This window comes from Desertihabitans aurantiacus, assembly GCF_003344635.1.
Taxonomy (GTDB): domain Bacteria; phylum Actinomycetota; class Actinomycetes; order Propionibacteriales; family Propionibacteriaceae; genus Desertihabitans; species Desertihabitans aurantiacus.
This window is the reverse complement of the sequence record NZ_QPKK01000178.1, coordinates 1-8224: the sequence shown is the minus strand read 5'-3', so window position 1 is coordinate 8224 and position 8224 is coordinate 1. Positions and strand designations below refer to the sequence as shown.

Below are 8224 nucleotides of genomic sequence, written 5' to 3'. Positions count from 1 at the left end.
CGACGGGGACCTGGACGCCCACACCGCTGCCGACCGGCTGCTCGCCGCGGCTGGCAGGGCCGCCGGCGGCGCGCCCGGCGGTCCGGGGTCCACGGCCGGGCGGCCCGGCTGAGGTAGAAAGGGGCGACGTCCGTCCTCCTACTTCCCCGAGGTCCTGATGAGCTGGGTCAAGAAGATCGTGCTGGTGCTCGTGGTGGCGTTCGCGCTCTTCTACCTGTTCACCCGCCCCGAGGACGCCGCCTCGGCCGTCCGCGCCTTCATCGGCGCCTTCGGCTCCATCGCCACCTTCTTCGAGCAGCTCGCGGCCTGACCGGACGCCCGATGTCCGTCCTCAGCGACCTCCTCGACCCCCACGTCGGGCGGCACCTGATCATCGACGAGGGCGAGGTCGTGGTCGACGAGGTGCACAAGCACCCGCTCGCCTACGCCGGCTGGGTCGGAGGGCTGGTGCTGTGCATCGCGCTGGTCGCCGCCGCGCCCCTGGCCGGGTCGGGCTGGTGGCTGCTGCTCGGGCTGGGGCTGCTGGCGGCGCTGGTCTGCCTGTACCGGATCCAGCTGGCCCACATGGACCGCTTCGTCATCACCAACATGCGGGTCTTCCGGGTCTCGGGGATCTTCTCCCAGCGCCTCGCCACGATGCCGATCCAGCGGATCCTCGACATCGCCGTGCACAAGCCGCTGATCGGCCGGGTGCTCGGCTACGGCCACTTCGTCTTCGAGTCGGCCGCCCAGGACCAGGGGCTGCGCGACATCCGCTGGGTGGGGCGTCCCGACGAGCGCGACCTCACCATCCAACGGGTGATCCAGCGCTCGGGCGTGCGGCGGGCCATGGCAGTGTCGGGCGACGACGTCCCGGTCGGACCACCCGAGCCGGCACCCCGTCGGGGCCACGTACCGACCCCGGTGCCCACGCCCCGGCCGGGCGGGGACCACGGCGGGGCGAGCACCCGCGACGAGCGAGCAGGGGGAGTGTGATGGCCGAGCGGAACCCGCTGCCGTTCGACCCGATCGAGCGGGCGGCCCGGCAGTGGTCGCAGCACCACCCGGAGACGGCGCGGATGCGCGCGGTGACCTCGCTGATGCGGGTGCACCAGCTCGTGCTGACCGACCTCGACGAGCGGCTGCGCCCGCTCGGGCTGACCTTCGCCCGCTACGAGGTGCTGGTGCTGCTCTCCTTCAGCCGGCACGGCTCGCTGTCGCTGGGCAAGATCGGCGAGCGGCTGCAGGTGCACGCCACCTCGGTCACCTCGCTGGTGCAGCGGCTGGCCGCCGCCGGCCTGATCGAGCGCCGGCCGCACCCCCACGACGGCCGGGCGGTGCTCGCCGCGCTCACCGAGCAGGGCCGGCAGACGATGGAGCAGGCGACCCGGCTGATCACCGACTCCGGGTTCGCCCTCACCTCGCTCTCGGAGGAGGAGTGCGACCAGCTCTCCGCGCTGCTGCGCCGTCCGCGCGCGGCGGCGGGCGACTTCTGATGGCCGACGCGCATCCCCGCAAGGTGCTGGCGGTCGCCGACAGCGACTCCTACCTCAAGTGGGCGGTCACGCTGGTGGCCGGTCTGGGTGAGGGCTGGGAGGTGCAGGTGCTCGTGCTGCGCACCCCGATCACGCCGTCGCCGGAGCAGGTCCGGGCGGCGGCCGGGGCCGACCTGCCGGTGGTCCGCTCGCGCGAGCTGCTGGCGCGGCTGCGCGCCACCCGTCCCGACGCCGTCCTGCTGGCCTGCACCGGACCGGTGATCAGCGCCCTGCTCGAGCACCCCGAGCTGCGCGGGCCGGAGCGTCCGGTGCTGGTGACCGGGCTGCCCGGGATCAGCTGGCCGGTGAAGTGGAAGGGCATCCGCTACCGCAGCGGCACCGACCTGTTCGTGCTGCACAGCGAGCGCGAGCGGCGCGGCTACGCGGCCGAGGCGGCCTACCGCGGCTACCAGATGGACTTCGTGCTGGCCACCCTGCCGTTCCTGCAGGAGCGGGCCCACCACGCCGAGGGCCGCGACATCGTCTTCGCCGCCCAGGCCAAGGTGCCGCGCGAGGTGGGGGAGCGCGAGGCGGTGCTGCGTGCGCTGGCGGCGGTGGCGCCGCCGCTGCGTCCCGTGGTCAAGGTGCGGGCGCTGGCGCACGAGCTGCAGACCCACCACGAGGACCTGCCCTACGCGACGCTGTGGGACGAGCTGTCCGCGCGCGAGGGGCTACCCCACGACCGGATCACCTTCCGCGCGGGCTCGATGGCCGAGGCGCTGCAGGACGCCGCCGGGTTCGTCACCGTCTCCTCCACGGCGGCGCTCGAGGCGATCCACGCCAAGGTGCCGACCATCGTGCTGGACGACTTCGGCGTCTCGGCGGAGATGATCAACGAGGTGTTCCGGGGCTCGGGGCTGCTGCACGGCCTGGACGACCTGCGGGCCGGACGGTTCAGCCCGCCCGACGAGCGCTGGCTGGCCGAGAACTACTTCCACCCCGCCGGGGCCAACACCTGGCTGCCCCGGCTGACCGAGCTGGTCGACCGGCGTCGGGCCCGTCCGCTGGGGCCCGCCCAGGTCACCGGTCTGCGTCGGCTCCGGGGCCGGGTGTGGCGTCAGGGGCGTCTGCTGCTGCCAGCGTGGGCGTGGAACGTCGCGAACCGGCTGCGCCGCCTGCGACCTCGGAGATCAGCTGCTCCGAGCCCGGACGTGACGCCAGCACCCGCTCGCACAGCTCGCGGACCGCACCCTCGCCCCCCGGCCGGGTGAGCACCACCCGGGCGGCGCGCAGCACCAGCGGGTGCGCCTCCGGCACCGCGACCGGCCAGCCGACCACCGACAGCGGCCCGAGGTCGTTGACGTCGTTGCCGACGTAGGCGACCCGCTGCGGGTCCAGCCCGTGCTCCTCGATCCAGCTGCGGATCGCGGTGGCCTTGTCGTCCACGCCCTGCAGGACGTCCACCGACATCTTCCTCGCCCGGGCGCTGACCACGGGGTTGCGCTCCCTGGACAGGATGAGGAAGGGCACCCCGGCGCGGCGCAGGAACGACACCCCGAGACCGTCGGCCCGGCTGACCCGTACGGTCTCCCGGCCGTCCTGGTCGACGTAGGCGGTGTCGGGGGTGTGGATGCCGTCGAAGTCGGTGATCACCGCGTCCACGTCGATCGGGTCCGGCGTCGCCGGGCCGTCGTGGACGCCCCGGTCGAACACCCGGGCGAAGGCGTCGGCCAGCTCCAGCTCCTCGACGGTGTCGATCTCCAGCGACGTGAGCTCGGAGACCGGCACCACGCTGGTGCGGCCGAAGAAGCGGTGCTTGGCCCGGCGGAAGCCGTCGGTGCGCATCACGTAGAAGGCGCCGGTCTCCCGGAAGTCCGGACGGCGGTCCTGCCGGCGCGGGCGGTGGCTGGCGTCGTGGTTCTGCCCGACCACCTGACCGGTGCCGGGCGGCAGGGTCTCATCGGCGTCGCGCCACAGGAACTCATAGGTCTCGATGCCGGAGAAGACGCTGTCGGCGGCGCCGTCCCGCACCATGGCCACCCCGGTGTCGAGGTCCTCGGCGCGGATGAACGGGCTGGTGCACTGGACGAACACCATGATCTGGGGGTCGATCCCGCGTTCGGCCACATCGTCCAGAGCGTGCAGCAGCGCCGACTCCGAGCTCGCGGTGTTGCCGGCCAGCTCGGCCGGGCGGTGGATGATCTCCGCACCGGCCTCCCGTGCGGCGGCCGCGATCTGGGCGTCGTCGGTGCTGACGAAGACGTGGTCGATCCCGCTCGCGGCCCGGCAGGACAGGACCGCCCGCGCCACCAGCGGGATGCCCCCGATCGGGCGGAGGTTCTTGCCGGGCACTCCCTGGGAGCCGCCCCTGGCCGGGATGATGGCGATGCAGGTCACGGGCCCTCACCCTAGTGGTGCGCGCCGAGGGCGGACGCGGACCGCGTGCGGTGCGGGCTCGGCGACGGGTAGTAGGGCGTCCTAGGATGTGGGTGGCACCGGTTCCCGGAGCCGAGGACGAGGAGGTCGCCGATGACGTCGAGCCCCGGACGCGCACGCTGGCGCCACGCCTACGACGAGGCCGTGGCCACCGGACGGGTGCGCGACCCCGACCGCACCACCCTCTCCGGGCTGGAGCTCGAGCCGGTCTACGGCCCGCCCGACGAGACCGCCGACCCGCGCAGCGAGCGGATCGGCTGGCCGGGGCAGTTCCCGTTCACCCGCGGGCTGCACGCCACCGGCTACCGCGGCCGGCCCTGGACGATCCGCCAGTTCGCCGGCTTCGGCGACGCCCGGCAGACCAACGAGCGCTACCGGATGATCCTCGAGGCCGGCGGCGGCGGGCTGAGCGTCGCCTTCGACATGCCGACGCTGATGGGCCGCGACTCCGACGACCCGCGCAGCCTGGGCGAGGTCGGCCACTGCGGGGTGGCGGTCGACTCCTGCGCCGACATGGAGGTGCTCTTCGACGGGATCGACCTCGGCGCGGTGACCACCTCGATGACCATCTCCGGCCCGGCGCTGCCGATCTGGTGCATGTACGTGGTGGCGGCCGAGCGCCAGGGGGTGGACGTCAGCACCCTGAACGGCACCTGCCAGACCGACATCTACAAGGAGTACCTCGCGCAGAAGGAGTGGATCTTCGCCCCCGAGCCGCACCTGCGCCTGATCGGTGACCTGATGGAGTTCACCAGCGCGCGGATGCCGGCCTACAAGCCGCTCAGCGTGTCCGGCTACCACATCCGCGAGGCCGGGGCGACGGCCGCGCAGGAGCTCGCCTTCACCCTGGCCGACGGGTTCGGCTACGTCGAGCTCGGGCTCTCCCGGGGGCTGGACGTCGACCGCTTCGCCCCGGGTCTGAGCTTCTTCTTCGACGCCCACATCGACTTCTTCGAGGAGATCGCCAAGTTCCGCGCGGCCCGGCGGATCTGGGCCCGCTGGATGCGTGACCGTTTCGGCGCCACCACCGAGCGCGCCCAGTGGCTGCGCTTCCACACCCAGACCGCAGGGGTCTCGCTGACCGCCCAGCAGCCGTACAACAACGTGGTGCGGACGGCGGTCGAGGCGATGGCCGCGGTGCTCGGGGGCACCAGCTCGCTGCACACCAACGCGCTGGACGAGACGCTGGCGCTGCCCACCGCACAGTCGGCGGAGATCGCGCTGCGCACCCAGCAGGTGCTGTCCGAGGAGACCGGGCTGGTCAGCGTCGCCGACCCGCTCGGCGGCTCCTGGTACGTGGAGGAGCTCACCGACCGGCTGGAGCAGCAGGCCGAGGCGGTGTTCGCCGAGATCGAGCGCCGGGGCGAGCGGGCGGGCGGGCACCCGATCGGCCCGGTCACCGCCGGGCTGCTGAGCGGTATCGAGGACGGCTGGTTCACCGCCGAGATCGCCGAGTCGGCCTTCCGCCAGCAGCTGGCGCTGGAGAAGGGGGAGCGGCGGGTGGTCGGGGTCAACGCCCACACCTCGACGGTCAGCCCGGAGCTGGAGATCCTCCGGGTCGGGCCGGAGGTGGAGCGCGAGCAGTGCCGCCGGCTCGCCGCCCGCCGAGCCGCCCGCGACGACCGGGCCGTCCGGGACGCGGTCGCCGCGATGGTGGAGGTGGCCCGCCGCGAGCCGGGCACGCCGGACTCGTCGCTGGTCGAGCCGATGCTGGCCGCCGTCCGCGCCGAGGCGACCCTGGGCGAGATCTGCGGCGCGCTCCGGGAGGTCTGGGGCGGCTACACCGAGCCCGCCCGCTTCTGAGCTCGCAGGCGCCCGTCAAGGAACTTGACACGTGTCGGAGCCGGGTGGTGCAGTGCTGCCGCGGGGCGACGACGCGGTCGTCCCGGGCACCGAGGGAGATCGAGACGTGCGACCGGCATGGGGCCTGCGGGGACTGGACGTCCCCGGTCGGTTCGTCCTGCGGGCTGGCGTCGGCTGGGTGGCTGATCCGCGTGCCACACCCGCTCGTCGCCGCTGGGCGCTGCGCCTGCACGACCCGTCCCTCGTGCTCGTGGCGTCGCTCCTGCTGGCGGTGGCCGCCGTGGTGGTGCTCTCCCAGCTCGTCGCGGCCCCCGACGCCGCCGGTGCCGTGGCCCTGGTCGTCCTGCTGGCGGTTGGCGCAGGTCTCGTGGTCGCCCGCTCGACCGCGTCCGACGTCCGGCGGATGGCCGCCGCGGTCCTCGGCGACGACCGGGAGCTGCTGTCCGGGCTGGCCCGCGCGCAGCGGGGCGGGTACCTCCTGGAGCGGGAGTGGGAGGGCGTCCACCGGGCGGCGTGGACGGCCGCGTCGGAACCGGCACCGACGAGCACCGAGCCGGTGCAGGAGCGCCTGCGCGAGCTGCTCCGGACGGCGCGATCGCGCGCTGCCGACCTGCGCGCACCGTCCGGCCTCTCGATGTGAGGACGACGGCCGGCCCGGAGCCCGCCTGCGAGGGTCCGCGGGCTCGTTAGGCTGCACCCCATGTGGAGCCGTGGGGTGCGGCCTGCCTCCTGGGCGGGGCGGTGAACGCGTGAGCGCGGCGACGCTGGAGCGACCGTCCGGGCACGTGCTGCTCCTCGGCGTCACCACCACGACCGTGCGGCTGGCCGAGGAGCTGCGCAAGGCCGGGCAGCAGGTGGTGGTGCTCGCCGCCGGGCCGGACGGGGAGTACGACGACGACCTGGTGCGGCTGGGCGCCCGGGTCAGCCGCTGCCGCCGGCTGGACGAGGCCGACCTGCGTGACGCCGGTGTGGTCGGGGCCCGTTGCGTGGTGGTGCTCGGGTCCGACGACGTCCGAGCGGTGCAGCTGGCGCTGCTGGTGGAGGAGATCGCTCCGGGCGTCCGGCTGGTGCTGGAGATGTCCAAGCCCGAGCTCGGACGCCGGCTGGAGCCGCTGCTGGGTGAGTGCGTCATCCTCTCCTCGGCCGAGCTGGCCGCGCCGTCGATCGTGGCCGCGGCGCTGGAGAGCTCGGAGGTGCAGACCTTCGAGCTCGCCGGCCGCTCCGTGGTGGCCGGGTCGCGCACCCGGGTCGGTGGGGAGCAGCTGGCGGTCCTCGGGAGCACCACCGCGGTCGGGGACGCGGCGCTGCTGCCGTCGGAGGGTGACCTGGTGCTCGGCACCGCCGTGGTGCCCGGGTCGGCGACCCGGGTGCGGACGTCCGGTCTGGTGGGGGCGCTGGGTCGCACCGTGGACCGGAAGGTGCGGGTGGTGCTGATCGGGCTGGTGCTGCTGATCCTCGCCTCGGCGGTGTGGTTCCGGGCGAACGGTGTCGGCTGGTGGCAGGCGCTCTACCTGGCGCTGACCCAGTCCACCGCGACCGGGGTCGACGTCGAGCTGGAGGCGATGCCGCTGGTGCCGCGTTTCGGCGCGGTGGTGATCCAGCTGTTCGGGCTCACCCTGTCGGCCGGGATCACCGCGGTGCTGGTCGACCTGCTGGTGACCAGCCGGCTGGCCGCCCTCACCGGCGGCGTCCGCGGCCGGCCGCGCCACCACGTCGTGGTCTGCGGGCTGGGCCGGATCGGGACGTCGGTGCTGCAGCGGCTGCACGACCGCAACGTGGCGGTGGTCGGGGTGGAACGCGACGAGGAGGGCCCCGGCGTGCGCCGGGCCCGGCAGCTGCGGGTGCCGGTGGTGGTGGCCGAGGGCACCGACGCCGCCGCCCTGGAGACGGCCGGTCTGGCCCGCGCCGACGTGGTGCTGGCGCTGACCGACAACGACGCGGCCAACCTCGAGATCGCGATGGTGGCCAAGGAGGCCAACCCCCGGGTGCGGGTGGTCACCCGCCTCTTCGACCACGCCCTCGCCGCCCGGGTCGAGCGGGTGCTCGACCTCGGCCCGACCCGCAGCGTCTCCGTGCTGGCGGCGCCGGCCTTCGCGGCCGCCGCCCTCGGGCGGCACTCCGAGACGGTCTTCCCGGTGGGTCGTCGGGTGCTGATCTTCACCGAGCTCACCGTGGGCAGCCAGGTGCAGCTGGCCGACGGCACCCGGGCGGCCACCCTGTCCCGCCCCGGCGCGGTTCAGCTGCTGGCGGTGCAGCAGCGCGGCGGCGCCTGGCGCTGGGACGTCGGCGGCGAGGAGCTGCACCCGGGTGACCGGGTGGCGCTGGTGGCGACCCGCACCGGGCTCGCCGGGCTGCTCTCGGCCCGTCCCGGGGACGGGCCCGAGGCGGTGCAGGCCGGCGCGACGGGCGAGGGGGAGGACGGGCGGTGAGCCAGGAGGAGATGACCGACCACCCGGCCCGCTGGGGACGGGCCGAGCTGCAGCGGGTGGGGGCGCCGTGGCGGCCCGGCGCCACCCTCGAGGGGCTGCCGG

Annotated in this window: 7 protein-coding genes and 1 pseudogene; 7 read left to right on the top strand and 1 reads right to left on the bottom strand. The window is 74.5% G+C overall.

The window, feature by feature from the left end; genetic code table 11:
- Positions 1 to 157 precede the first annotated feature (157 nt).
- The 4 genes and pseudogenes from DVA66_RS21325 to DVA66_RS22030 all read left to right on the top strand — a co-directional run.
- Positions 158 to 310, top strand: coding sequence for a hypothetical protein (locus tag DVA66_RS21325; RefSeq protein ID WP_198671762.1), 153 nt, complete (start codon positions 158 to 160; stop codon positions 308 to 310).
- An 11-nt stretch (positions 311 to 321) separates the two neighbouring features.
- A complete protein-coding gene (locus DVA66_RS13840; protein ID WP_114560616.1) occupies positions 322 to 975 on the top strand; it encodes a PH domain-containing protein in 654 nt (217 codons plus the stop codon).
- Entirely contained in the window at positions 975 to 1475 is a 501-nt protein-coding gene (locus DVA66_RS13835) for a MarR family winged helix-turn-helix transcriptional regulator (protein ID WP_114560617.1), read from the top strand. Before DVA66_RS13840 ends, DVA66_RS13835 begins: the two co-directional genes overlap by 1 nt.
- Positions 1475 to 2482, top strand: a pseudogene (locus tag DVA66_RS22030) (DUF6716 putative glycosyltransferase); the annotation flags it as partial. The gene DVA66_RS13835 and the pseudogene DVA66_RS22030, both read left to right, overlap by 1 nt.
- 52 nt (positions 2483 to 2534) lie before the next feature.
- On the opposite strand, the gene DVA66_RS13820 reads toward DVA66_RS22030, so the two are convergent.
- Positions 2535 to 3851 (bottom strand): acylneuraminate cytidylyltransferase, encoded by a 1317-nt coding sequence (locus DVA66_RS13820; RefSeq protein WP_114560613.1) that lies wholly within the window; start codon positions 3849 to 3851, stop codon positions 2535 to 2537.
- Positions 3852 to 3983: 132 nt separating this feature from the next.
- Between DVA66_RS13820 and DVA66_RS13815 the strand changes: the two genes are divergently transcribed.
- The 3 genes from DVA66_RS13815 (at position 3984) to DVA66_RS21315 (ending at position 8122) form a co-directional block, all read left to right on the top strand.
- The gene (locus DVA66_RS13815) at positions 3984 to 5693 is read left to right on the top strand and encodes an acyl-CoA mutase large subunit family protein (RefSeq protein ID WP_114560612.1); all 1710 of its coding nucleotides are present in this window, start codon (positions 3984 to 3986) and stop codon (positions 5691 to 5693) included.
- A 178-nt stretch (positions 5694 to 5871) separates the two neighbouring features.
- Positions 5872 to 6333, top strand: coding sequence for a hypothetical protein (locus tag DVA66_RS21320; protein WP_198671761.1), 462 nt, complete (start codon positions 5872 to 5874; stop codon positions 6331 to 6333).
- 109 nt (positions 6334 to 6442) lie between these two features.
- Positions 6443 to 8122 (top strand): NAD-binding protein, encoded by a 1680-nt coding sequence (locus tag DVA66_RS21315; protein WP_198671760.1) that lies wholly within the window; start codon positions 6443 to 6445, stop codon positions 8120 to 8122.
- Positions 8123 to 8224: the final 102 nt, after the last annotated feature.